Below are 25,214 nucleotides of genomic sequence, written 5' to 3'. Positions count from 1 at the left end.
AAATTAAAAACTTATTGAATAATAATATAACTATTGACGATTTATAAAAACACAATAAATGATGCCCAAGAATCATGCGTCCAAAAGTTTACAAAAGTGATTTTGTTTCATGACATAATAAGTTTCTTTGAAATGAAACTCTCAATTCTTTATTCATTAAAAGTGATTTTACTCCTTCATAAATAGCTTGTTTTGTGGTATTTACAATTAATCCATCTTGCTTATGCTTTATTAAATTAGAAGCATTCGAAAAATTCGTTACAACTACTGGCCTATTGAATATTTTTGCTTCATGTACTGTCATACAATAGCCTTCATGAAATGAGGTCTGAACATAAATATCACAGTCTTTTACAAAGCAATAAGGATTAATTTTTGGTCCCAGCATACTAAGTTCATCCTGAATCTCTAGTTTGACAATTTGATTTTTTATATCCTCAGAAGTATTTCCATTTCCTATTAGATACCATTTGAAATTTAAGTTATGCTCTTTGAGTTTTTTGACAATTTCAGGAATCATTTGTTGTCCTTTTTCTTTAGACAATCTGCCCAAAGTAAGTATTCTTAAACCATTAAAACTATCATTGTATGTATTTCCTAGTGTCGCTAGTTTTTCTAATTTTGCTTTAGAAATAACGTTTTTAGCTATAAATGTTTTATTTGAAAGTTCAGGAAACATAGCATCAAAAACTGATTTTGCATTTTCGGAAACACAGTTTATTTTATCAAAATCTTTGTAGTATGTATTCCCAAAAGTTTTATTGAATATTATTTTACTAACATCAAAATGTATCCATTGCTGCTTTTCTGAAGCATTCACATGTTTTAAGATATAATATGAAATAAAGTCTGAAGGTCCGGCATAAGCTATGGCTACATCTGTTTCGTATGCTACGTTTACATTTTTTAATGCTTTGACATAATTTAGAGACCAATTACCTGTAGCTTTAATTTTTATATGTCTAATTAAATTAGATATGACTAAAAACAACTTTAATTGTAAAATATTTTTTTTGATTTGATATAGAGGAAGATGATATAGTATAGGTTTTATTTGTTCAAAATTTTCAAAAATCCTAACATTTACAGAATCAGGTATTTCATCATACAATTCTCCTCCAGCTTCTAGTAAGAGTAGCGTGATATGTACATTTTTTGATTGAAGTTCATTTATAAATGCTAAAAGTGCTTTTTCAGTTCCACCTAAACGCATTTTATGAGCCATTATTAAAACTTTCTTCTTCTCCATTTTTTAAGTTTCTTTTGATATAAAATCATTTAACATTTTTTTGAAAAACAAAAAGGATTACTGGTTCGTTTATTATTATTATATTTATAGACCTTGTTGTATTGATACAAGATTATATAAATATTAAATATAAAAGTAAAATGAGCATCTTACGTTATTTATCTTCGACATTATTAAAAAAAATTAAAGGAAGTCGTGTTTCTGATTCTTCAAAAATAGTAGGAGGCGCTGCTACAAATAGTCAAAGTGAGCCTGAACAAAACTATGTAGATTCTTTTTACCATTCATAACTTTTGTTTTTATCTGTATGTATTATAACTAAAAACGAAGAATCGAATATTAAATCTTGTCTAGACTCCGTAAAAGAGATCGCTGATGAAATTATTATATTAGACTCTTTCTCTACTGATAATACAATCAATATTGCTAAAAATTATATTTCAAAAATTTATTTTAAAGAATGGATTGATGATTACTCCTATTCCAGAAACTTTACAATAGCTAAAGCAAGTGGTACGTGGATTTTAATTATTGATGCCGATGAAGAATTTAAATATGAAAATGATTTTATATCTAAATTAAAGTCTACAAAAGTGAATGCTTTTTCTATTATTAGAAAAGAGATTTACAGGCAACATCATGATTTAAAACAAGTTAAATATCCAGTTAACATAATCCGACTATTTAAACGAGAAACGAATGCTACGTTTCAATATCCAATTCATGAACGACTAGACGATTATTTTACTAAAGAAGGAATAAGCGTTTCACTAAACAATAATTGTTATTTAGAACATAATATTAGTTTAGATATTGAACATGTAAACTCAAAACAAGAGAAATACTTAACGTTGATCAATAAGTATTTAAAGAAAAATCCAAATGATGATTGGTTAACGTATCAAAAAATTAAAACGTTAACCTATTTTAAAAGAAATGACCAGGTTTTCAATACTATTAATTCACTAACAACCAGCAACCTAAAAATAAAGAGTGCCATAAACATTATAGTAAGTCAACTATATATTGAAAGTGGAAAATTGGATGATGCTATAAAAACATTAAAAGACTCTCCGAAAAGTAGTACACTTACAAATATGTTATTGGGTGATATTTACTTTAAAAAAAAAAGTTTCTTCTAGCTTTAAAATATTATAGTAAATTAAAAACTTCTAGCAAATCCATTCGTTTTGAACAAGCAATGTATATCCTTACATACTGTGAAAAAGCGGATAAAATATACAAAATTGCTAGTGTTCTATATTCACTAAAATTATACTTGGTATGCATCCTTTTTTTAGATCTTCATAAAAAATACTTGCAAGCTGATTCACTACTCTTATATGCTTTCATTTTTCTAAAAAAAGATAATGAAAAGGAAGCTTTGAAATTCATAAAAAAAGCTAGAGAGAAAGATCCACATTGGAAAAAACTTATCGAATTAGAGAATTTATATACATAACTTACCAATTCTGAAAAAGTGTGAATATTGAGTTTTTTTTCAGAAATGAAAAAAAAAAACCTCAACTTTTAAAAAAATTGAGGCTTTTGATGTTGTAAAAATATGTTTATTGTTTACTTATTTTTTGTGTTTGGGTTCCTAAATTGGTTTGAATTTTCACAAAATAGATTCCTTTCGATAGATTGCTGATATTTAATTGATATTGTCGTAAAGAGTTTTTTATTTCAATCACTTTTAACTGTCTACCATTGATATCATAAATTGTTAATTTTTCAATTTCACGATTTGCACGTATTGTAAATAATCCTTTCGTTGGATTTGGATAAATTGAAATAATATTTTCTTCGAACTCCTCAACGGATAAACGATTTACAATTTCTGTATTAACAGTATTAGTGATTATCGGTGGATTGAAATCAAAATAGATATCAGCTGTTCCAGATATAATATCTCCAAAAACTACATCACTTTTTGGCTTTATCCTAAAAGCAATATACCCATGTGAATTAGGTTCATCTGTTGTACTATCTATTAGGTTGATGTTGTCGAAAATAAATTCTACATTGCTTCCATCTGTAATTTCTACATGACCAGCATGACTCATGCTTTGCAATTGCATGGTAGTCCAATCCAATTTGTTATCTAATATGTGTTCTACTCTAACATTTATGGCACTTGCCGTTCCTGTATTTTGGAAACGAATGATATAATGTAAATACTTATCTATGTCTTCTAGTAAGATTTGATCACCTTCTAGTACACGAATATCATTAGGATCGTAAGAACCTATAACAATTTGTTCCAACTTGAATTCATTGTCACTTGGAGTTTCGTCGTTATTAATTGGGATTATAATTCCCGAAAATGAAAGTATATCATTAATGTTGGTCGTTGGTGGTGGAAACACATTGAATTGTAAATCTATAGTTCTAGTTTCAAATGGATTTAAATCGGTAAAATTAAAAGTCAAAATATTACCTAGTTGTGAAGCTACAGTTTCACTAGCATTTAAAAATTGCATTTTAGTGTTGTCAAACTCAAAGATAATACTTCCATCAAGTTGAGTATTTCCTGCATTATTGTAGACAATTTGATATGTGGTATCAAAACCTGGACGTGGATCATCTATATTTGGATAAATAGTAATATTTAAATCATTATAAACTCCAGATGGTACCAAACAAAAGTCTACAGTATCGGTATTCGCTACTCCTGTAAAATTTGATACTGCCGACGCAGGATTTAACGTATAATAATTCGGTATTGGTGATACTACGGAAGTCGTAAAATTCCCTGAATTTGGAAATAATTGATATACTCCGCTATTTGTTGAAAAAGTAGATAAGCTAATAGTTCCGTCTGTAGTTTCTACTAGTAAATTTCCGATGGGTGCATCTCCATTATCACAACCATTAGAATTTACATCTACTTTAATTTCTCCAATTATTTCATTGGTGACTGTCCCTAAGTTCTTATACCAAACTAATGTATCATAAATATAAGATCCTGAAATTACATCCTTACTTCCGTCTCCATCTACATCGCTCACAAAGACACATTTTGGATAGTTAATGTTAGTAGTGACTATTTGTTCTACTCCAAAAGCACCTTGGCCATCCGTATTTTCGTACCATGTTATTTTTCCAACTGCAGCAGACACTATATCCATGTCATTATCTCCATCTAAATCACTTATATAAACCGATTCGACGCCAGTTGCTGATGTTGTGATAATTTGTTCGGTACTAAAAGTCCCTTGTCCATCAGTATTTTCATACCAAGCTATCTTGTCATCACTAGTAGATAATGAAAGTACATCCATATCTCCATCTCCATCTAGATCACTAGCAGAAACTAAAAGCGCATAGTTTGCTGATGTTGAGATAATTTGTTGTGCTCCAAAAGTACCTTGCCCATCCATATTTTCATACCATGCAATTTTATCATCATTGATGGAAGCAGAAAGTACATCCATATCGCCATCACCATCTAAATCAGCTGCACACGTAGAATTAGCTCCAGATGCTGTTGTAGTTATAATTTGTTGCGCACCAAAAGCACCTTGCCCATCCATATTTTCATACCAAGCTATTTTATTATCATCACGAGAAGCAGAAAGTACATCCATATCACCGTCGCCATCTATATCACTTGCGTACACAGATCTTGCTCCATATGCTGTTGTAGTTATAATTTGTTGATCACTAAAAGTACCTTGCCCATTTATATTTTCATACCACGCTATTTTTTCATCATACCAAGAAGCTGATAAAACATCCATGTCACCATCTCCATCTAAATCCGTAGAATAAACTGCTGCTGCTGCAAATAAATCTGTAGTTATTGTATGAGGTTTCGAAAAAGCACCTTGCCCATCTGTATTTTCACTCCAAGATATCCTACTATCTCCAAATGACGCTATTAGTATATCCATATCATTATCGCCATCTATATCACTCGAATAAACTGAAACTGGAGCATCTATCCACGGTGTCAGCGATTGTTGATTTCCAAAAGTTCCTTGACCATCCGTGTTTTCATACCAGGCTACGGTGTCATCTGCAAAAGATCCTGATATAACATCCAAATCGCCATCACCATCTATATCACTTGTATATACACAAAAAGGTTCATGAGCCAGTGTAGAAATTACTTGTTGAGTACCAAAATTACCTTGACCATCCATATTTTCATACCAAGCAATTTTGCTATCATAACGAGACGCCGATAGTACGTCCATATCACCATCACCATCTATATCACTCGAATAAACCCATCTCGCACGATCTGCCATAGTAGTAATTACTTGTTGAGCACCAAAAGTTCCTTGACCATCAACATTTTCATACCAAGCTATTTTATCATCATTACGGGATGCAGAAAGTACATCCATATCGCCATCGCCATCTAAATCACTTGCATGAATTGCCCTTGCCGAAAGTGCATTTATAGTAATTGTTTGTCGCGCTCCAAAAGTGCCTAGTCCGTCCAAATTTTCAAACCAAGCAATTCTATTATCATTAGAAGATGCTACAAGTACGTCCAAATCACCATCTCCATCTATGTCAGTAGGATAAGCAGCAATAGCTCCCCACGCCATAGTTGTAATAATTTTTTGAGATCCAAAAGATCCTTGTCCATCTGTGTTTTCAAACCAAGCTACTTTATTACTATTAAAAAACGATGAAAGTACATCCATATCTCCATCTCCATCTAGATCACTTATAGTAACAGTTCCTGGAGAATTTTCGATAGTAGATATAATTTGTCGGGAGCCAAAAGTACCCTGACCATCTATATTTTCGTACCAAACTATATTACCGTTATCACGAAATGATACAACTACATCCATATCACCATCACCATCTAAATCTTCTGCACTAACCGATCTTGCTGCAACCCCATCTCCAGGCGCGGAAATGATCTGCGGACCACTAAAGAATCCTTGCCCATCCAAATTTTTATATAAAGCTACTTTACTATCAAGAATAGATACTGAAAGTACATCCATATCGCCGTCATTATCAATATCAACAGGGAATACTTCAAAAACACCGTCTATTGAAAAATCAAATACAACGTTCTCTTCAAATCCTAATTGAGCAAATCCGAAATGAGTAATTAATAGTGTAAAAAGGAGTAGTAATTTTTTTTTCATAGCAGTCTTTTAAGAAATTTGCAATTTTAAGGTTTTATTTTTTCTTTTTCAATTCTAATCAAAGTACTTTTGTCCAAACCTATTGCTATTGTAAATTTTAGCATCAATTGAGTAATTTTAATTCTTTATGAAAAGAATTAAAATTACTATGTACTTTCATCTACATGTAAAGTATTTAGTAAATGATTAAATAACAAATAAAGTTTATGAAATACACAGATTTTCGTCTTTTTGCTTTGTTAAATTCCTACTCGTAAATAAATTCCTATCAAAATTCAATATTTGAGCTAATTGTAACTGTGTTTAGCTACTAATCTTACTCTTTTAAATTCATTTCTAACAGTTTTTTATCGTCAAGTCTTAGCTTCAATTCCAAATACAGCACTTCCAAAAACTTTTTTGAGCATTTTTGATGAGTTTTTAATAAAACTACCTTTTTATATGCAGGTTACCTAGTATGATTTTGTAAGCGTAGTATATTTTGTATAAACGTTGTATTTTCCTCTCAAATCTCCACAAAACCATGCTTTATAGCATAGTTGACCAATTCGGAAACTGAGTGAATGTTAAGTTTGCTATAGAGATTTTTTTTGTGCGATTGTACCGTGTTTACCGAGATGAAGAGAATTTCGGCAATGTCTTTGGTTTTTTTGTTTTGTGCAATGAGTTTTAGTACATCTATTTCACGTGGTGTGAGTTTTAAATCTGCTACTTTTAATGTTTTTGGAACGCCTGCTAAATCATTGATAAGAATGTTTGTCAAACGTGCATCTACATAAGTTTCACCTTTTCCAACTGTATGAATCGCTTCAATGAGCATTTCTTTGCTTGTGTTTTTTAGAATGTATCCTTTTGCGTCTTTTTGCATTGCTTTTTTGATATATTCAATCTGATTATGCATCGTTAACATTAATACATTGATCTTGAGTTCTTGCTCGTTTAATGCATCTAATACTTCTAAACCGTCCATTTCTGGCATAGAAATATCTAAAATTAATGCATCAACAGTGTTTGATTGTAGATATTGAAGTGCATTTTTTCCAGACGTAACAATTTGTATTTCAAAAGTTTCCGAACTATTTTGAAGCATTAATTCGATACCTTCGGAAACTAAACTGTGATCGTCGCAAATGAGTAATTTCATAGATTGTGATTAATGTGTTGGAATGTCAATATTTACAATAGTTCCGCGCGATTCGTTTGAATCTATATGACAGGAACCATCAATGGTTGCCAGTTGTTTTTTAAGGTTTTTTAATCCAATTCCGCTTTTTTCTTTTTCAATAGTAAAGCCTTTTCCATTGTCTTCCACCATCATATTGATATGATCAGAATTTCGTGTAATGTTAATGCTCAATTCGCTAGCATTTGCATGTTTTAATACATTATTTACTAATTCTTGCAATATGCGAAAGATAAAAATACTCGTTTGTGAGTTTTGAAAGTTTTCTAAACCGTGTAATATTGTGTGTACTTTTAAGTTTCTATTTTCTACTTTTTTAGAGAAACTTGTGATGGCATTTTCTAGATTGAAATCTGGAAGTGGATCTTTGTCAAATCGATGTGATATGTTTCTAACTTCATCTGTTACGCTATCTAAAATTTGATTTGTTTTTTCATATAGTTTTTTTGTTCCATCATGGGTTTCTATAACGTTTTTATCAAATGCTTGAAAGTGAAATTTTACAGATGTCAATAAGCTTCCTATGTTGTTGTGCAATTCTTTAGAGATTTCTTCTTTTTCCTTTTTCTTGGCTGACAGTGTAGCATTTATGATATCGATCTCTTGGTTATCAACAAGGTTCTGTATTTTTTGTTGGAGTACTATTTCTTGTTGAACAGCTAATTGGCTTGCTGCTTTTTTTAGTTTGTAAAAGTAAATTGCAATGATAACAACCAAGCAGAGAATTATCGCGAAAGCAATTAAATATCCATATAATTTTTTGTTTTCTTCTTGCTTTCTAAAAGCAACTTCTTCAGCGAGCGCACGATCTTTTTCTAGCAATGAGATTTCTGCTTTTTTCACTTCTGAATGATACGATTTTTCCAGTGTTGCAATTTCCCATAGCTTTTGTTCATTGAATACGGAGTCGTTTAATGCTTCATATTGTAGTTGATATTCGTAGGCCTTTTGATAGTTTCCTTCATTTTGTGCAAATTCACTCTGTTTTTTGGCTAAATACCGCTTTAATGTAAGTGCTTCATTGTCTTTTGAAAGTACTATTGCTTTTTGTAATGCAGCTTTTGCCTTTGCGAATTGATTTTTGTGTTGATAGATGTTTGCACGTGCAATTTGAATTTTTGCGCTGATTGATGTTTCTTTTTTATTTTGATCAAAAAGTGCTGCCTTTTCTAAATAATCTAGCGCAAGTGTTGTGTTTTTTTGTGCGTATAATTCGGCAATATTCAAATATCCTTTTACTAATTGAGAAGAATCTGAAATTACTTCTTTGAGTTGAATACTTTTTTTGAAATAGTCTAACGAGATCACATCATCACCTTTTTCATAGAATAATGCGCCTAAGTTATTATATATTTTAGCTACTTGAACCGTATTTTCTTCTTCTTTGTAATAGTCTAATGCTTTTGTGTAATAGAACTCTGCTTGTGTATAATTATCAGATAAACTGTATACATTTCCAAGGTTTGAATAGGTTGCAATGGTTTGCCGATCTTCAATTTCCTGCTTGTTTAGTAATAATGATTGTTGGTAATGATATACCGCAGAATCATAAATACCCGTAGCTGTGTATACGTTTGCAATATTTACATGTGTTTTACTTTGTTGTTTTCCCGTAATACTAGGATCGCTAATTGCTAATCCTTTTTTATAATTTGCCAATGCTTCATCATAGAATTTATTTTTTTTGAATAGTAATGCTTTTGTATTGTATACCGAAAGTAAGCCTTTGTAATTTTTAGTAGCTTCTTCTAGCTGTTCTGATTTTTGCAATACCAGCAAAGCACTATCAAGTTGCTTTTTACTATTCCAATAATGTGCCTGAATTCGTAAACTTCGTGCACTTCCTTTTTTATAGTTATGCAGTATTGCTAAGGAATCTGCTGTTTTAGCAAGTGTATAACAATTTTCCCAAGCTCTTTTTCTTAAAAAACCAAAAGCTTGTGTATTCAGACTATCAATATGTTGTACATGCTTTGCTGTTGTTGAAGTTTTTTCTTGTTTACAACCAACAAAACATGCAGCAAACAGTATAATACTACTTAGAAAACCTATAATTTTATGTTGTACAATATGTTTCATTCTTACTTTAAGACTTTCCTTCATCAATAACATCAGTATCTTCATACGTAATTACGGTACGTTTTGTTCCTGTTGGATTTATATTACTAATTATTGTTACATCTGTTAATAAGATTGAACTATCGTTGAATACAAAACTGGCATTCTCTTTATTTTTTAGTTGAAAATTTCTCTTTACTTCTACTGGTTTTTCGAGTTTTATTGCATCTAATGAAGTAACTAAATACACATTAAATTTTAACAGATCGACATTAGCATCTAAATTACCTGTAATTTTAAGATTGTATAAATCTTCTTTTGAAAATTCTCTAATTTCTGAATTTGAAAAATATGTTGAAATGATTACTTCTATATGTAATCTTTCCGAAGATTCCTTATCATCTCTAGCTACATTGACATCTAAACGTTCTATGCTTTTTAAGTTGGTATTCATATTATATACTATGGTTTTTATGGTTAGTTTGGTTTCAAGGTACTGAAATATCTCTCCTAATGAGGATATTTTATTGTTTTAATTAGTTAAAAAATACAGGACAACTTTTAAAAATTGCCCTGTAAAAACTGTATCGGATTTTGCGTTGCGATAAATTTGATCCTATATATTTCTCTAAAAACGAATCTAAAGTTTTGACTCCTACGCTATTTTGTTAAAGAAATTGAAGTGAGATTGCCTAAAACCTTTATAAAATTTGGGCTGATATTATGATCCTATCAAATCAAACTTAATGTTTAGTGTTGTTCCTGTAATCTTATACGTTGCTACACTATCACTATCTTTAGTAAATTTAACATGCTTATTTGTAGATGTTGTATGACCGCCTTCTGCTTTTACACGTGGCCACATTTCAGCATTTTCAGGAATATTATATTTAGCTAAATCCATCGTATATTTTTTACCAATAGAATAGGTCTCTGACCAATCAGTCTCTTGTCTAACACCTTTGTTATCTCTCCAACGGATTCTGAAAGACATCTTAAATCCTGCTTCATTCAAAAGAGTTACTCTGTTTACTACTTGCATATTTTGTAATTTTAATAAATTGGCTCTTACTCTATTAAGGTTTTTCAGATTCCACCTTTGTAATAATCATTCTTTTTGTACACTCCAAAACTATGGCAATACAATACGTTAGAAAACACATATATTGGTGATTTTCAACTCACCTATTTATGTGGTATTTTGTATTTTCTGAATATTTTTTTGATGTAAAAAAAGACACAATACCTATTATTCATTGACGTTATGCCTTTTTACTCGAAAGGAATTACATTTTTAGAAGAAGTACTTTATTTAAATGTTTTGAGCATAAAAAAAGCTTCAATTCGTATGGAATTGAAGCTTCTTGCGCTTCCTTTTTTGTAGTTATAAGTCGTAGCTAAATAAGCTGCTATTTGGGCAAGTATATTTCATTTCAAATTAATCTCTTATATCGTTCTATCTCCTTCATCAATAATATCAGTATCTTCATACGTAATTACGGTACGTTTTGTTCCTATAGAATCAGCTGTTTGCACTGGAGCTGTAGTTTCATCAATTGATACCTTGATAATAAATATACTACAATTAAAATGGTTAAACTCAAGTTTTTCCTTGTCAAGATCAAAGCTAAAAAATTGATTTACTGGATAATTCCCTGAATCATTTTCACTCTTAGTTGGTGTTGCTTCTTCTGCATTTTCTAAGCTTAAATCTAGATATAAAAATTTTTGCTCATTTTTGCTTACTATTGATAAACCCTTATTATTTAAGCCATTAAATTTAAATTTTAAGTTAGGAATAGTCATCCATGCGGTTGCAAAAATATGTAGTTTATTGGCTTTTTCTCCGATGTTACGCGCAACAATAACACTAAATTTTTTAAAAGGAGCTTTTAGGTTTATTGGTATTTCTAATGTTTCTGGGTTTTGCATGATTATATTTTTTTAAAATGGTGATTTATTATATGAAATTTAACTCTATTTAAAGTACAGGACAATCCGAAGATTGCCCTATAAAAACTAAACTGATCTATAAAGTTGGTTCTATATATGTGATTGTTGAAGCATCAATTGCTCTTTTGTTATCACCTGCTGGAATAAATTTCCCTGAACTGGAATCATATGCAACAGAAATAGTATCAACTCCGCCACCAAATTTTAATTCTGTCATTGGAGAAGTAACGTTTGTAACTACAGTATTACTTACAACACTTGATTGTAACCAAATATAAACCGTTGTATATGGTGTCATTACTGCTTTACTTGCTAATAGTACTGGTGCCGCAGAAACAGCATTCCCAGCAATCTCAGTTCCGTTTACATTTGCATCTTGGAATAAACCGACTGTCATGTATGGTTTGTTAGCATACTTATTCAATAATGCATACGAGTTTGGTACTCCTCCTTCTGCTGGTCCAGATATGGCGCCACTAGGCTCTAGTGTATATAATTTATCTTCTATGGCTGCAACTGGCACGCTTGATAATTGGATAAGTTTTGCTCCATTTGTAACTCCGCTTGTAGATGCATAGATTCCGTATTCTTCTGTCCATGTTAATGTATTTCCTTGCAAAGGTTTAAATACTTGCCAAGCAACATTTGGACTTCCTCCGCCCGTTGGCTTCGCAACAATAATATTGGTTCCTGTTGCATAAATGATATTTAATTGTTCGTTTGTAAATGCTGTTTTTAAACTAAATGTTGACATAATAAATTGATTTAATAATTGTTCCTACTCTATTTGATGGCTTTTCGGATTGCGCCATAATGATACTGTTGGTTTTTAGTGACACTGACAATTTTCCTCCTGTGCAGCTAACATCAATAATGCGAAATCTCCAGATGATAATTCATCCATACTTTTGGCAGCTAAACCTGGCATTGGCAGTTCGATTTCGAATGTTTTATTCACACATTTTTCACCAACAAATGGGACGTCAATACAACCTTCTAGTTTCAAGCTAAAACTGATAGTTTGATCGGTCACTTTAAAGTCTCTAATTGATACTTTTATGGATACTTTTGGAATTGGATTAAATTCAAAATCCGCATTTGCATCGAATGAAAACGACTTTGAAAAGTTTCCGAAAGGAGTTTCTGCAGTTACTCTTATTTCTACTAAACCATCTCCATCTGCGGTTAATTCGGCACACACTCTAAATCCAAATATTTTAGGTGTACATTTTCTGACTGAACGAAAATCAAATCCTTCGTAGATTTCATTATTTTTTATTTTAGTAATTGTTGACATAATTTTAATATTTAAAAAGTTTTGGTTCTTACTCTGTTATGGTTTTTCAGATTCCACCTGTGGTAATGATCATTATTTTTGTACACTCCAAAACTAGTATTAGCACAACTGCCATAAAACACACATATACGGTATTTTTGACTCACCTGTTTATGTGAGATTTGTTCTGTTGTTTTAGATTTAATTATAGAAGAAAGGTTTTAAACACCTATAAATACTGAGTTTTCAATAATCACATAGGATTAATTGTATAGATCAGATTCTTTTGTGATTTGATTCACTTTAGGAAGATTTTATATTCGTTATGAATTAGAATGATAGTATTCTACACATAATATATTTGCACAATCTATTTTAATTTATGATTTTTAAAAGATGAAAGGAGTAGATAAATCTGTGCGATTGATAAATTTTTTAATAGATATGGCGGTGATTACTTTCATTGCCATATTTTTTACCCTAATTATAGGTTCTTTTGGGCATTCAGAAAGATTGTATGTGTATGCTTCTATTTTTGGCTATTATTTTATTTTAGAAACGTTTACAGGACAAACGTTAGGTAAGATGGTTACCAAAACAAAAGTGGTGATGAAAGATGGTTCTAAAGCAAATTTTATCCGAATTTTTATGCGCTCATTTTTACGATTGGTTCCCATAGATATTTTCACTTACCTTTTTGGAAAACAAAATGGATTGCATGATATGCTTTCAGGAACACGCTTGGTGAAAAAAGAAGGTGATTAGTTAGTGATAAAGAAATATTCACCTTTACACCATTCTTCCTTCTTTGATAAATTCACGTTTAATAGCTGCTATTAACGTTTCATTTGTGAGTGTTGTTTGTTCATTATCTAACGCTGTTAAACATGCGTATTGAACAATGTTAACAATGTTTGCTCCTGTAACTTCATAATCTTCAGCAATGATATCTAAATCGAGTTCGTCATCTATAAATGCATCAGGAATGTATTTTTCCCATAGTATTCGACGTTCATCGATTCCAGGGTTTTCAAATTCTATGATAGATTGAAATCTACGTGTAAACGCTTTGTCAATATTAGTTCTGTAGTTTGATGCCAAAATTACCAATCCTGAATGTGATTCTATTCGTTGTAATAAGAATGATACTTCTTGGTTGGCATATTTGTCATGCGCATCACGAACACCTGTACGTTTTCCAAATATTGCATCGGCTTCGTCAAAGAAGAGAATCCAATCTTTGTTTTTTGCTTTGTTGAAGAGTTGTGAAAGATTTTTTTCAGTTTCTCCAATGTATTTTGAAACCACCAAAGATAAATCTATTCTGTATACATCTTTGTTAGTATGTTTTCCCATCAAGCTTGCCGTGAGTGTTTTTCCAACACCTGGCGCACCAAAGAACATAACTTTGTATCCAGGGTTTATTTTACCTTCCATATTAAAGTCGGTCAATAAGGTGTTGTTATGTTCCATCCAAACTAACGTATTGTTGACTTCATTCAGTGTTTTTTCTTTCAGTACTAAATCTTCCCATTCCATTGTAGTTTCAAGCAACTCCGCAGGGAAATCTTGACTTAGTTTTGGTTTTGAGATTGATCCATATACAAATAGTTCAATGTATTCATTATCTAGCAATAGCTTACCACTAATTTTAGGTTCACCTTCAGGCGCTTTTCCTAATGATAGTATTGATTTTTTATGGAATATATGACTTTCGTCAAATGCTTTTACGATAAAATTTCGAGCTAATATATTATCACCCGAAATAATATAAAGTGCCGTTTCACCAGTTGGAATAATTCCTCGGTGATTGGTTCCTTTTATACCTCCAAATTCTGGAAAATCACTTCCATTCGGGAAATACTCTGATAATATATTTGTATAAAAACCTGGCGATACATGTGGCAATATCGAAAGTAATAGTATTAGAATTTCAAATATTTGCAATTCGTTTTCTACTACAAATTTTGAGAATTCAGAATCATCCGTAGTAAAATCGAATGTAGGGAATTGAGGTGTTTCATCACTTTCTGAGTCAGTTATGAGTCTAAATCGTACTGCATCTTTTATATAATTAATGATATCTACCGTCATATTTGTAAAGAGTTTGAATCGTAATTTTTGAAGGTTATGTATCATCATAACTTTCAAGATTTAAAGTACGGAATAATTCTAAACGTATACTACGGGAAAAACACCTATTCTTTTATAAATACTATTGTTTTAAGGCTTTTAGGTGCTTTTGTATGCTGTCTATATTTTTCTTGATGCCTTCATCACTTTCAAGAACTCTTTCATAGTATCTTAGTGTACTCTTGCTTAAATGTCTTGCCAAAGTTGGCTCGTACGTATCCCATGAACAATTACTTTCATTGGTTTCCGCGTATACATTAATCTTTTTATTTTCTGTTTCAAGAAAAGTGATCAATTGGTCTCTTATTTTAGTGTCTTCTATTTCACCTCCCAAAAACGTTTCTACATTTTCTATACTAATGATTCTCGGAAGGTAGATTGGAATGTATTTTACACTGAATTTTTTTGAATTCTGAATTTGTAATAAAGAATCTTTTATTTGAGATGCTGGTTTTCGTCCTCGTGCTTCTAATCGCTTGATTAAGTCACTGAAGTAATCAGGGTTTTTATCTAAGTTAGCACCAGCACTTATGACTGCTGACAAGTTTCCTTGTTCTTGCTCATCAAACTCAATGAAATTGATTGTTGGATATTGTTTTTTAAATTCTTCTAATAAATGTTTTACATAATTGGTTTGCCCGTTGATGATTTCCACAAATACCACATTGGTTTCTGGTTCTATAATTGAGCCTTTTCCATTTTTTAAATTATCATACCAATCCAAACTGGTAAGCAATCCACTATTATCAATGGCTCCAGCATCAATATAATGACCATAATTTTTGATTTTTGCCGCAGGACTAAACCCTGGGAATCTATTGGTACATGAAACACCTTGATAGAATGAAACTGCCTCACCATTATTTAGTTGTGATAAATTATCAGCATTTAAAAATATACTTTCATCATCATACCAAACAGAAGAAAATACACCTCGTCGTCCATTAGTTTTAGCTGTGTTTACTAGCAATGCAGGAAAGTATGTATTGGTATCGTAAATGTTTTGTTTCCAATAGGATAAAAATGAATTATTATCAAGTGTTCTAACCTTTTTACTTTTACTTTCTAAGATATTCTGATAAGCTACCATAGAGTAATATGCTCTGTCTTTGTGCGGTGCAGCATAATAGTTTAATGGAGCAATTTTTCTTATAAAATCCCAACCAAGTGTATATGAAATATCTGAAGATGCAAAGTTTTTTAGTCCTACCGAATCAATTTGATCTTTAATTAAATCATATTTATTTTGATATTTTCCAGCTAAGACTGAATACATAGAAAGTCCCATCATTCCACCGGAAGCACCTGAAAAAGAAGCTGTTTGATCCAAAAATTTCCCATCCGTTTTTCGCTGTATTTCATTTAATACTTTCATCGTCCAGATGTTCGCTTTTAGCGCGCCACCATGCGAAGCCACAAAGAATAATGGTTTGTTATTGTCTATTTTTGTTTTAAGTACATCTTTGTAAGTTTCAATACTGAGTGAATCAACTCGAACTGTATTTTCTGTATCTAATTGATGTACTTTGCGTTCATTAAATTTAAATGTTAACAATAGAAGCACAATAACAGAAACAATGCTATACGCTACTATTTTTTTACTTTTACGAACAATTCCTCCTTGTTTTTCTATAGGTATAATCTTTGAAACACCATCACTTGAATATCCAAGCGTATCATAATATTCTTTAGCTACAATTTTGTATTCATTAGGATCTTCTTCTTCTAGTTTTTTGAATGCATCCGATTGTCGCTTGATGGCTTGCATTACAAATAAATATTTTAGAATACATGCCAATGTGTAATAGATTAAGTAAATGTATGCCAGCAAAATAGGCATTGCATTGATGTGAAACCAACCAAAAGAAACGGCTAAATTACTCTGAAATAAAAGTATAAAAATTCCTATTGCTATGATAAAGAAGAATAGTATGTAGTTAAAATCAATACTGATCAATCTAATAATTGGTGCCATACTTGAATCATACATTTTTGATCTGAATAAACGAAAATAGATGTATGTAATTGACAAAAAGAATGTTAGTAGTTGCAGTGAAAAATAAGCTGTACAATTAAATTTACTAAAAATGGCAATACCTAATAGCAAGAGTACAGATACCGTAAGAATTGTTAGAAAGAAATATTCTCCATTTTTGTTAAATTTTTTATGCGCAGCTGTGGATTCATTCGTTTCGTTTTCTTTCTTATATGCTTTGTTCTCCTTGTCAATTATTCGCTTTTTTTCTAACATGTATGCCATTAAAATAAAAGGTCCGAAATAGCATAGATATTTAACGATACTGATGAACGTAGGACTTATTTCAGCATATATAAGTTTTGGTTTAAATGTTTCATGAATGTAGTAATGCCAAATGCAAAAAATGAACAAACCCAAGGTATAACGCAAGTATTTTGCCATATAATCTGGTTTGTAATCTTCTTTTTGTGAGTTACGTTTTGTGGGTTTTGTTTTGTAAACAAATATGCTATAAAGTTTTAACCATTTTTGGATATACCAATAATTTTCATCTTTACTATCATTGATATCTTTTGCATAGTAAATGTAGATTGGATAATGTGAAATGACCAACGCAAATACAGAAATAATAACATAACATAGTACCAATGAAAATCCTCCGCGTTCTATCATGTCAACCAAGAGTGTATAAGCTTGATCTAATGCTTGCACTAATAAAAATATAACCGCTAAAATGATAAGACTTAAGAAAGAAGCACGTCTAAATTTATTGAACGAGGCTGAAAACTTATAAATTCCTTTTACGGCACATGAGGGGAAATTTTTAAGGCATTCGATTACTTTTTTCATGAACGTTGGTGGTTAGTTTTGTAAGAATTACAATATACAAAATAGTTTTTTGAGGTCTTTTAGCTACATATAGGTATTATTGAGATTTTGTTGTTTTCATTTCTATCACTTTTAGTCTATATGATTTTTTGAGTTCTGCTACTTGCTCTTTTTGAATCGTAGACGAAGCTTCTAATTCTCTAATATTAATTGCAATCTTGCGTGCCAAGGCTCTTTTATCTTCTATACTTTTTGGTGTTTCCTTAATGAATTGATGCGTTTGTGCAAATTTCTTTAAATCCTTTGCTACTTGATTTGAAGTATCTTTTGCCAACACTTTTTCCGAGTAAGAAATCACTTTTTTGTCATTTCCTAGTGCCAAATATGCTTTCCCAATTTTTTTGACTTCTTCTGGTTTATCAGGAATATCTGCGGCAGTTTCTTCAACTAAAAGATCTACTTTTTTAGTAAGTTGGTCTTTTAATTCTTCATTTTCAGGACATTTAGCCAATGCATTTGTAAGCGATTCAACATCTGATAATACTTCTTCTTTTTTATATTCGACTAGCCCAATAATATTTGCTTCAGAGATTACTGAAAATCCCATCATGATAAATGATAATATCATAAACCATATCATTTTAGTCATAGGTTTATCTTTCTTAAATAGCATAAACATAAATGCAAGTGAACACAAAAAAAGTGCTCCGCCACAAATAAGTAATATGAATTCTGTTGTTTTCATGGTAGTAGTTTTTATTAATTTTTAGGTGTATACTATTTAGAGTATAAACTCATATAATTTTATTTTTCTGAATAGACTTCTGTAAATATTAATCCTTTAAAATTTAATTTATTGTAAAGAGTATAAAAGTCCTCTTCAAAAACTTGTTTATCACTATGAGCGAAAATTTCTGTAACAAAAGTTTCTGGAATTTTAAATATTGAAGATTCTGTAAATCTATTTTTCAAGAAACTATGCTCTATAATATCATCTCCCTTTGTATTATCTTCTAATACTTCCCAAGTTGTATTCTTTTGATCTAATACATTAATTACTTCTAGTACATTTAAAACATAATAGTATTCATTATTTATGATAATTGGTAAAATTTCCCCTGCTCTTTCAAGAATACTATACAATTCACTTTCATATACAGCTTGCGTGAATAGTAAAGCTGCATTTGTTCCAATAGATACAAAATCTGTTGCTTCAGTTAATGGATTGTGTATATACCAAGCGGAATCATTCCAAAAATCACTTTTCCTTTTACCATTAAATATTTTGTGTTTCAAAATGTCTAAATCTCCAGCTTCTGGAAGGATAAGTCGTGTATTATTTGCGTCTATACTAATTTTATATATTTTCATGATATCAATTTTAGAATGGGAATGTTCCTGCTAAAAGTTCACTTTCTATTTTTCGTAATGCAGCTCCAAGATTCCCTGGTCCTTTTGCTGCTGCTGCTGTTAATCTTGCTTCTACCGTCGCATGATATAAATTAGTATGAACTGCAGTATGAATAGTTGCAGGTGGTTTTGGAAAATTAGCATTCTTTGGTAAAAATACTCCATTGACAGACTTATTAAAATCTATTCCTTCGTTGGCTAATAATTGTCTAGAAGTTGCTGCCCTAGCATCAGTACTTGAAACCATATGGTGAGCTGCCGTATCTGGCGGTCTAGTCTTTCCTCCTGAGTTTACCATATCATCACCCAATTTTTTAGAGTGAGCGCCTGTAGCACTTCGTCTTGACTTAACAATATCCTCTAATTCCGCTTTTGATTTATTCTTTTTTAACGCGTCATTAAGTTTTTCTACTTCTAATTTATAAGCTGGTGGATCATTCTTTTTTAAATTTTTCAAGAATTCATCATAACTATCACTTACGACTACTTGTTTGGTAGTACCTTTTGGTCTATTTCCTATAATTGTTTGATCGCCAGGTGTTGAGTTTCTAGGTTTTACTCCAGTAGGACTTCCAGTCCCTACATCAGCATGTGTAACTTTAGTATTTCCACTTTGATCTGTGCTTTCTCTAACAATGATCAGCTTTGCATTAAACTCTCCCCAAAGTTCAATCCAGCGGCCACTTTTCTCCAACCAAATTCTTTTGAACTTGAATTTATCTAGTATTTTCTGACGTAAGTTACTTAATTTTTTAGTTCCTTTTCCGACGACACCTTTCATACGAACAACTAAACGTGTTCCTTTTATTTTAGAAACTCCTTTTTTGACTACATTACCAACTCTGGTTGTTCCTTTACGTATGAGGTTTGCTCCTTTTACAAGTTTTTGACCTATACGAGTTGTTTTAGCAGCAGCTACAATACGTTTGAAGACTTTCCCCATTCCTAGTAGAATTTTATCTAATAAGAATTCCATCACAATTACTGCCATTGCCATTGCCAACGATTTTCCTGCACCAACAGCATCTCCTGCCCATGCTTTTTTCACATAATCCCATATGTGTCCCATTGCTTGGAATACGGCATATGCACCAAAGATAATTACCATTGCTTTTACAATAATATCTACAGCAGCTACCAATCCTGCGCCACCTGTAAAGAAAGCAATTAATCCGGCAGCAATTAATGCGGCGACTAAGGCTGCAATAATCCAAACTTTGTTTTTATTCCAGAACACTTGTAATCCTGTCATCATTTGGCTTCCCATAAACGCTAAACGTGTTGCAATATCTAAACGCCCAGTTTTAGTGATTAAAGTAGCAGCATCAGTATCCATATTTGGTGTAGAAGCTACTTTTCCTGGTTGTGGATCTGCGTTTCCAACAGTTTCTGATTCTACCAACATTTTATTGTTGTAATGGTCTAGTTTTTCAGGATCAGACATGTGTATCCAGTCTGGGTCTGGCTTTTCAGCTACTTCTTCTACTGACTGACCTGTTGTTCCTACACTTTCATCAACTGATTCCCCTACTTGTGGCGGAATTGCATATCCTGCGGCATCTGCGGCTGATGCTTGAAATTGTTCTGTTGTAATTGAATCTGCTCCTGCACCGCCAAGTTCAAAAGGAACACCATCTTGCATTGGTGGTAAATCTGCTAGTAGTTCTGGTTCAAGCTTTACAGCTGGATACGGTTCTAATAAAACATCATTATCGCTTAATTGTGATTTTGTAAGTACTTTTTGTAAATGGTCTGGAATTGCAGCAGTTCCACTTGTAGCATCTGCCGTTTTTTCTCCTGCATTTTTCCCCATTGCAGCTGCCCAACTGTCTTCTTGCCCAATTGGAACTTCAAAATCTTTCAATGGTTCCGCTGGGTTTCCTCCTAAAGCAACTTCTGCAAGCGCTCCAAAGAACTGTCCTGGTGCATACCAAGCTCCAACTTGAAGATTCCATAGGAAACGAATGATTTGTATTAAACCTGTTGTTAGGAATTTTAACGCATCTAACAATAAATTATAAAATGCTTGATATGCTGCTAAAATTGCATCTAAGGCAGCACCTAATAAATCGAGCAATGCATTGACGGCTTTTTTGAGTCCTTCTGCTAATACATTTACTGCTTCTACTGCAAGGTTTACCGCTTTGTCTATTAATGCATTAAATTTGTCACGAAGTTCAGGAAACGCCGCTAAAGCAATGTTTACTAATCCTTTTAAGACTTCTCCAAATACTTTGATCATTCCAACAATGGCATCTCTGGCAAGGTCTATTAGTTTGTTTGCGAACTTTTTAGCCGCTTCTATGAGTCCTTTTACTAAACTTCGGAGTCCATCAAAGAGTTTGTTGAGTCCTTCTTTAAGTTTGTCAAAGAAGTCACTTACTGCACTTACAGCTCTGTCCCACCAGCTTTTCTTTTCTGAATCTTTTTTGGCTTGTGCTTTTTTACGAGCTGCTTCTCTATCAGTTTTAGCTACTTCTTGATCTGCTTTCTTTTTAGCTGTACTATATTCTTTTGTAATTTTTGTATCAGCATCTTTTGTTTTATCATCTATCTGACCGTCAATTTTTTTCTTTTCAGCCTCAGATTTTTCACTGTATTCCTTTTTGACGTTTTCATTTTCTTTTTTCCATTCACCACGCTGCGTATCAACTTCAGATTTTGCAGTACTTTGTGCTTGTTCTTGCTCCTTCTTTACACGTTGTGTTTCAGCATCAATATCAGTTTCTGATTTTTTGCGTTCTTTTTCCTGATCTGCTTGCATTTTTGCATATTCGACATTCTGCTTTTGCATGTCAGGTGCTAATTCTTTATCAATATAGCCTTTAGCTTGCGTATCAAAACTATTTTTTACTTCTGCTGAAACTGCTGGTATTTCTTCTGCTAATGCTGATGCATCTGGCGGAGAGGAAAATTCTACTGTTGGCGACATCATTTCTAATTCCATTTCTGGATAGATGTCATCTTCACCTTTGTATAATTTACTTTCTGTTAAGTTTTTTTCTTGCTCTTTGGTCGCTGTTGCTGTAGATTCATCTAAGTTTTGCTTGTTTTTGTTTGGATCTGCTTGCCCTGTTAAATCGACTTTTGGCTTTTCTCCTGGACTTGTAGCAACGCTTTCAGAAGTTGGTAATTTCTTTATTCCGCTTTTTATTTGAGATTTACGATCTTCTTCACTTCCACTTCTTCCTAATCCAAAGAAACTACGAATTTTTGCCAGTACCGAACTTGCTGGCTGTACACTTTTTGTTGAAATTTGTGCGCCTTCTTTTTTTCCTGTTGGACTTAGATCTCCTAAGATTGATTTATCACCTTTTATTTGTTCACCAACTTTTTTGGAAGAAGCTTTCGCTTTTTCTTTTTGAATTGCCGATTTTGTTGGAATTCCGGTAGGTTGTTCTATTTCGGGAAGTGATTCTTTGAGAGTATTCTTTTCATTAGCACGTACTTCTGCAACCGTAGTACTCGATTGTTTTACTCCTTTGATAAAGTTTGATGGTGTTTGACTTACCAATCCATCTGCATATACTTTACTATTTTCCGTTGGTAATACTAAAGGCGCTTCATCTTCTTTTATTTTTTCTTTTTCAACTACACCAGCTTGAGATGCATCAGCAACAGTATGAGATTTTCCGCCACCGCCACCTTTTCCTTTGGCTTTACTCTTTTGATTTCCCTTCGATTCACCAGCTACTTTTGTCTCCGTTTTAGCTGTTGCATTATTTGTGGAAGCTTCTTTAACTACTGTTGATGATTCTTGTGTGTTTTCTTGTTTTGCTTCTCCAGTTTGCTCATTTTTCGTTTCTTCATTTTTTTCTTCTAAGTTTTCAGCATTTATCGTCGTCGTTGGAGTTATTTGAGATGTATTTTCAGAAGTAACCGTATTTTCAGTTGCTGCATCTTTTTTAATACTTTGCTGTTGTGTAGGAGTTATGAAAAGATCTATGTCTTTACTTTCAACTGAATTTTCATTGTTTTTTTTCAGTTGTGTTGGCGCAATAAACATACTTGACTGAGCGTTGTTTCCCGTCGATTTTTCAGAAGTATTTTGTTGAGTACGCGCTGTAATCATAGTCAGTTTTGAGTGCTTTTAGTTTTTAGATTACCATTCAATATGCATCATCTTGTCCATCCATTTTAGTTGGAATATGCCTATACTCCAAGGGACTTTATCTAATAATATATCTTGTGCATACCTTTCTATTACTAGTTTTATACTGTCTTCTCTGAGTGTTATTTGTCCTTCTCGTTTTAAGAACATATCTCGTAATGTGTTCGATGTACTATTTTTTAATACAGACCAATGTTGTATAACAGCCTTTAATAATTCTTCACACAATGCTTTGTCTTCTGCTGTTAAAGGTGTTTGATAGTTGATAATTGTATCTAGTGGAATTCCTAAGCATATTTTTTCTAGCGTAAGCTCTACATCAGTAACTTCTTCTGTTCCTGTTGTTAAGAAATGTAATAACATCGCTGCTTTTTCAATGTCTGATATTTCATTGTCTTCAGTGACAAGTTTTGCGCCATTTAAGAATTGTACAAGGAATGGGTTTAATAGAATTAGTCCTGCTTTTTCTGTTGTTAATGGAATTTCACGAATTGGTGAATTATTTCTGGATAGTTTTTCAAAAATTGTCCTGTCAACTTCAGTAGCTGAAGTTTCTGTTTTCTTTTGTTTTGCAGTTTTTATATTTTCTTCTGAATCATCTGTATTAGGTTTTGTTACACCTTTACTTGCAATATTATTTTCTTTCATTTTTTTGTTAGCTGAAGCTAGATTTGACTTTTTACTTGAATCATTTTTAGCATCATTTTTGTTCGTTTTTTCCTTTGATGACTGAACTATATTTTCATGATTAGTAGACTCTTTAGCTTCTAATTCATTCTGAGTAATTTTATCAGTAACATCGCTTTCTTTTTCGTTTTTCGCATGTGTAGATTTTTCAATAGAATCATTTTCTGTTGAATTTTCTGAGGTTATTTTATTTTGATGATTCTCGATTATTGATTCTTCACTTTTACCGCTACTTGAAACATCATTTTCCTTCTGATTATCAGTAGTTGTTTTTGCCTTTATTGATGATTTTGCGTTAGTGCTTATATCATTTTTAGTTGTTGAATCAATATTATTATCTGTTGCTGATTCTGATTTAGTTACAGTTTTAACATCAAAGATTTTTGCTACTGATATGTCTATTGATTTTTGCATATCGTTTTGAACAATTGCTTGTAAAATAGTTACTGATAAATGATGTTCACTAACGTTTACCAATCGCTTTTGTTCGGCAGCTGCTTTTGGTATTAGCAATTGCATGAATGTTTTTGAGAATTGTGCCAACGAGCTACTTAGTCCTAAAGTTTTGAACCAAACTTCTGCTTGTGTTTCTATGTATGTTATGTGTAGTTTTTCACAGAACGCTTTCATAAATTTTTTAAAGAATGTTTCTTCAAGCTTTATGAATTGTTTTGTGATTTTCTGACGTGATTCAAGTATTGTGGCAAACTTTTCATAGTCATTTCGCACGAGCGATAACATTCGTTCTATCGTTGTAGAATCTGATGAAAATAGTGCTTTTAACGTTGCTTTTTCTGAAGTTGTAAATTGTTCTAGAGTTCCCAACCATTCTTTGAATATTTTTACAGAAATGTATGCTGGTAAAATTCCAATTTTAAGATAATCAACCAATGCATCAAATGGAGACGCTACGGAAGTGATTGTTGCACGCACACTTCCGTTTGTCGTCGTACCATTTTTATTTATGGTATTTAATTGATCGTTAATTTTTGCGATAATTTTTTCTTGTAATTCTTCAAGATTTAAATTATCAACCTCAACATTGATGTCAATTTCGTCAATACTACATTTTGTATTCGGATGTTTTGCATCCCAATTGTTACATAGTCTTTCTACTTTTCCTAACAATCGATCTTGAAAAAAGTCTACATAGTATTGTTCCCAAGAAATCTGTTGTTCTTCATGATTCACATCTACTTCAAACGCTATGTTATGAATCGTATGCATC

The 25,214-nt window shown here is 32.0% G+C and carries 18 protein-coding genes; 3 read left to right on the top strand and 15 right to left on the bottom strand.

The window, feature by feature from the left end; translation table 11 throughout:
* Nucleotides 1–88: 88 nt before the first annotated feature.
* Nucleotides 89–1,249, bottom strand: coding sequence for a glycosyltransferase (locus tag ACUUYC_RS17200; protein ID WP_474267908.1), 1,161 nt, complete (start codon nt 1,247–1,249; stop codon nt 89–91).
* A 140-nt stretch (nt 1,250–1,389) separates the two neighbouring features.
* Here ACUUYC_RS17200 and ACUUYC_RS17195 point away from each other — a divergent pair, with 140 nt between their 5' ends.
* Together ACUUYC_RS17195 and ACUUYC_RS17190 are read left to right on the top strand one after the other, a co-directional pair.
* Nucleotides 1,390–1,539, top strand: coding sequence for a hypothetical protein (locus ACUUYC_RS17195; protein ID WP_474267907.1), 150 nt, complete (start codon nt 1,390–1,392; stop codon nt 1,537–1,539).
* 3 nt (nt 1,540–1,542) lie between these two features.
* Nucleotides 1,543–2,391, top strand: coding sequence for a glycosyltransferase family 2 protein (locus ACUUYC_RS17190; RefSeq protein WP_474267906.1), 849 nt, complete (start codon nt 1,543–1,545; stop codon nt 2,389–2,391).
* Between the two features lie 426 nt (nt 2,392–2,817).
* Here ACUUYC_RS17190 and ACUUYC_RS17185 read toward each other — a convergent pair whose 3' ends face one another.
* The 8 genes from ACUUYC_RS17185 to ACUUYC_RS17150 form a co-directional block, all read right to left on the bottom strand.
* Nucleotides 2,818–6,369: a T9SS type A sorting domain-containing protein gene (locus ACUUYC_RS17185; protein WP_474267905.1), complete on the bottom strand. Its 3,552-nt coding sequence runs from the start codon at nt 6,367–6,369 to the stop codon at nt 2,818–2,820.
* 505 nt (nt 6,370–6,874) lie between these two features.
* Nucleotides 6,875–7,513 (bottom strand): response regulator, encoded by a 639-nt coding sequence (locus tag ACUUYC_RS17180; RefSeq protein WP_474267904.1) that lies wholly within the window; start codon nt 7,511–7,513, stop codon nt 6,875–6,877.
* Nucleotides 7,514–7,522: 9 nt separating this feature from the next.
* A complete protein-coding gene (locus ACUUYC_RS17175; protein WP_474267903.1) occupies nt 7,523–9,631 on the bottom strand; it encodes a tetratricopeptide repeat-containing sensor histidine kinase in 2,109 nt (702 codons plus the stop codon).
* Nucleotides 9,632–9,638: 7 nt separating this feature from the next.
* Nucleotides 9,639–10,064 (bottom strand): hypothetical protein, encoded by a 426-nt coding sequence (locus ACUUYC_RS17170; RefSeq protein WP_474267902.1) that lies wholly within the window; start codon nt 10,062–10,064, stop codon nt 9,639–9,641.
* 267 nt (nt 10,065–10,331) lie between these two features.
* A complete protein-coding gene (locus ACUUYC_RS17165; protein WP_474267901.1) occupies nt 10,332–10,652 on the bottom strand; it encodes a hypothetical protein in 321 nt (106 codons plus the stop codon).
* 404 nt (nt 10,653–11,056) lie between these two features.
* Nucleotides 11,057–11,542, bottom strand: coding sequence for a hypothetical protein (locus ACUUYC_RS17160; RefSeq protein ID WP_474267900.1), 486 nt, complete (start codon nt 11,540–11,542; stop codon nt 11,057–11,059).
* 97 nt (nt 11,543–11,639) lie between these two features.
* Nucleotides 11,640–12,317: a hypothetical protein gene (locus ACUUYC_RS17155; RefSeq protein WP_474267899.1), complete on the bottom strand. Its 678-nt coding sequence runs from the start codon at nt 12,315–12,317 to the stop codon at nt 11,640–11,642.
* Nucleotides 12,318–12,392: 75 nt separating this feature from the next.
* A complete protein-coding gene (locus ACUUYC_RS17150) occupies nt 12,393–12,860 on the bottom strand; it encodes a hypothetical protein (RefSeq protein ID WP_474267898.1) in 468 nt (155 codons plus the stop codon).
* 375 nt (nt 12,861–13,235) lie between these two features.
* On the opposite strand from ACUUYC_RS17150, the gene ACUUYC_RS17145 reads away from it, so the two are divergent.
* Nucleotides 13,236–13,604: an RDD family protein gene (locus tag ACUUYC_RS17145; RefSeq protein WP_474267897.1), complete on the top strand. Its 369-nt coding sequence runs from the start codon at nt 13,236–13,238 to the stop codon at nt 13,602–13,604.
* Between the two features lie 24 nt (nt 13,605–13,628).
* On the opposite strand, the gene ACUUYC_RS17140 is transcribed toward ACUUYC_RS17145, so the two are convergent.
* The 6 genes from ACUUYC_RS17140 to ACUUYC_RS17115 all read right to left on the bottom strand — a co-directional run bounded on the left by ACUUYC_RS17140 (nt 13,629) and on the right by ACUUYC_RS17115 (nt 25,213).
* Nucleotides 13,629–14,981, bottom strand: a complete 1,353-nt coding sequence (locus ACUUYC_RS17140) for an ATP-binding protein (RefSeq protein ID WP_474267896.1) — start codon at nt 14,979–14,981, stop codon at nt 13,629–13,631.
* A 73-nt stretch (nt 14,982–15,054) separates the two neighbouring features.
* Nucleotides 15,055–17,799, bottom strand: a complete 2,745-nt coding sequence (locus ACUUYC_RS17135) for a hypothetical protein (RefSeq protein ID WP_474267895.1) — start codon at nt 17,797–17,799, stop codon at nt 15,055–15,057.
* 76 nt (nt 17,800–17,875) lie between these two features.
* Entirely contained in the window at nt 17,876–18,523 is a 648-nt protein-coding gene (locus ACUUYC_RS17130; protein ID WP_474267894.1) for a hypothetical protein, read from the bottom strand.
* A 59-nt stretch (nt 18,524–18,582) separates the two neighbouring features.
* The gene (locus ACUUYC_RS17125) at nt 18,583–19,149 is read right to left on the bottom strand and encodes a hypothetical protein (protein WP_474267893.1); all 567 of its coding nucleotides are present in this window, start codon (nt 19,147–19,149) and stop codon (nt 18,583–18,585) included.
* A 10-nt stretch (nt 19,150–19,159) separates the two neighbouring features.
* The gene (locus ACUUYC_RS17120; RefSeq protein ID WP_474267892.1) at nt 19,160–23,260 is read right to left on the bottom strand and encodes an AHH domain-containing protein; all 4,101 of its coding nucleotides are present in this window, start codon (nt 23,258–23,260) and stop codon (nt 19,160–19,162) included.
* Between the two features lie 30 nt (nt 23,261–23,290).
* Nucleotides 23,291–25,213 carry a contractile injection system tape measure protein gene (locus ACUUYC_RS17115; RefSeq protein WP_474267891.1) on the bottom strand — a complete coding sequence of 641 codons (1,923 nt, stop codon included), beginning with the start codon at nt 25,211–25,213 and terminating at the stop codon, nt 23,291–23,293.
* Between the last annotated feature and the right edge of the window lies 1 nt (nt 25,214).

It is taken from the genome of Kordia sp. E, from assembly GCF_056033805.1.
This window is presented reverse-complemented; position numbering and strand designations above follow the sequence as displayed.

Coding starts and splice junctions, on each gene's coding strand:
- ACUUYC_RS17130 (WP_474267894.1), bottom strand. CDS start 18,523: ATGAAAACAACAGAATTCATATTACTTATTTGTGGCGGAGCACTTTTT.
- ACUUYC_RS17170 (WP_474267902.1), bottom strand. CDS start 10,064: ATGAATACCAACTTAAAAAGCATAGAACGTTTAGATGTCAATGTAGCT.
- ACUUYC_RS17125 (WP_474267893.1), bottom strand. CDS start 19,149: ATGAAAATATATAAAATTAGTATAGACGCAAATAATACACGACTTATC.
- ACUUYC_RS17185 (WP_474267905.1), bottom strand. CDS start 6,369: ATGAAAAAAAAATTACTACTCCTTTTTACACTATTAATTACTCATTTC.
- ACUUYC_RS17180 (WP_474267904.1), bottom strand. CDS start 7,513: ATGAAATTACTCATTTGCGACGATCACAGTTTAGTTTCCGAAGGTATC.
- ACUUYC_RS17140 (WP_474267896.1), bottom strand. CDS start 14,981: ATGATGATACATAACCTTCAAAAATTACGATTCAAACTCTTTACAAAT.
- ACUUYC_RS17200 (WP_474267908.1), bottom strand. CDS start 1,249: ATGGAGAAGAAGAAAGTTTTAATAATGGCTCATAAAATGCGTTTAGGT.
- ACUUYC_RS17165 (WP_474267901.1), bottom strand. CDS start 10,652: ATGCAAGTAGTAAACAGAGTAACTCTTTTGAATGAAGCAGGATTTAAG.
- ACUUYC_RS17160 (WP_474267900.1), bottom strand. CDS start 11,542: ATGCAAAACCCAGAAACATTAGAAATACCAATAAACCTAAAAGCTCCT.
- ACUUYC_RS17150 (WP_474267898.1), bottom strand. CDS start 12,860: ATGTCAACAATTACTAAAATAAAAAATAATGAAATCTACGAAGGATTT.
- ACUUYC_RS17175 (WP_474267903.1), bottom strand. CDS start 9,631: ATGAAACATATTGTACAACATAAAATTATAGGTTTTCTAAGTAGTATT.
- ACUUYC_RS17195 (WP_474267907.1), top strand. CDS start 1,390: ATGAGCATCTTACGTTATTTATCTTCGACATTATTAAAAAAAATTAAA.
- ACUUYC_RS17145 (WP_474267897.1), top strand. CDS start 13,236: ATGAAAGGAGTAGATAAATCTGTGCGATTGATAAATTTTTTAATAGAT.
- ACUUYC_RS17120 (WP_474267892.1), bottom strand. CDS start 23,260: ATGATTACAGCGCGTACTCAACAAAATACTTCTGAAAAATCGACGGGA.
- ACUUYC_RS17155 (WP_474267899.1), bottom strand. CDS start 12,317: ATGTCAACATTTAGTTTAAAAACAGCATTTACAAACGAACAATTAAAT.
- ACUUYC_RS17135 (WP_474267895.1), bottom strand. CDS start 17,799: ATGAAAAAAGTAATCGAATGCCTTAAAAATTTCCCCTCATGTGCCGTA.
- ACUUYC_RS17115 (WP_474267891.1), bottom strand. CDS start 25,213: ATGCATACGATTCATAACATAGCGTTTGAAGTAGATGTGAATCATGAA.